Annotated in this window: 1 protein-coding gene; it reads left to right on the top strand. The window is 58.6% G+C overall.

Features of this window, described 5'->3' with window-relative positions:
- Positions 1–476 (top strand): hypothetical protein (locus AC1D0Z_RS23740; RefSeq protein WP_477660565.1); only part of this gene is annotated, 476 nt, incomplete at its 5' end.
- Positions 477–604: the final 128 nt, after the last annotated feature.

The following is a 604-nucleotide window of genomic DNA, read 5'->3' as shown; positions in this document are numbered from 1 at the left end:
CCTCAGCGAATGCCGACCCGAACCTTGTCGGCCAGTGGAAGTCTGATTCCGAGATCAGCATGCGCTTCAACAATGAGCGCGCAAAGCTGGACAGCAAGACGGCGCTGTTTCTTTCGCAGGTGATGGGTCATATGACCCTGACCTTCACGGGAGACGCCATGACGTCCGAGCTGCCGTATCTGGAGACGAAAACGCAGGAAGGCCGAAAGAGGCCACTGACAGGCTTTCGTGAAACCCATCCGTACCGCGTCCTGGGCATTGCTTCGGATTCGGTTGCAGTCAAAACCATTGCGCCCGTGACCGGCAGGGACACCATCACTGTCTATAACTTCATAGGCCCAGACATGCTGTGGGTGTACGCAGGCGGCGAAGACAACTCGCAGAGCCTTCATCTGCGTGATTACTATGTGCGGGTAAAGGAATTGCCCAAGGCCGAAGCGTCCAAGCCGGATACGCCTAAAAGCGCACAGCCCTAGGGACGTCTTGCCTTCCGCAGCAGATTCGGTAACTTAATCGGCGCGCTGGCGGGACGGGCTACGCAGCCACTCGGGATTGGCGTGCGTCCAGCTCCCGGCAACGCGACAGTTCGTTTTTCCCCCAGCCC

The organism is Polaromonas sp. P1_E3 (genome assembly GCF_056405935.1).
This window is presented reverse-complemented; position numbering and strand designations above follow the sequence as displayed.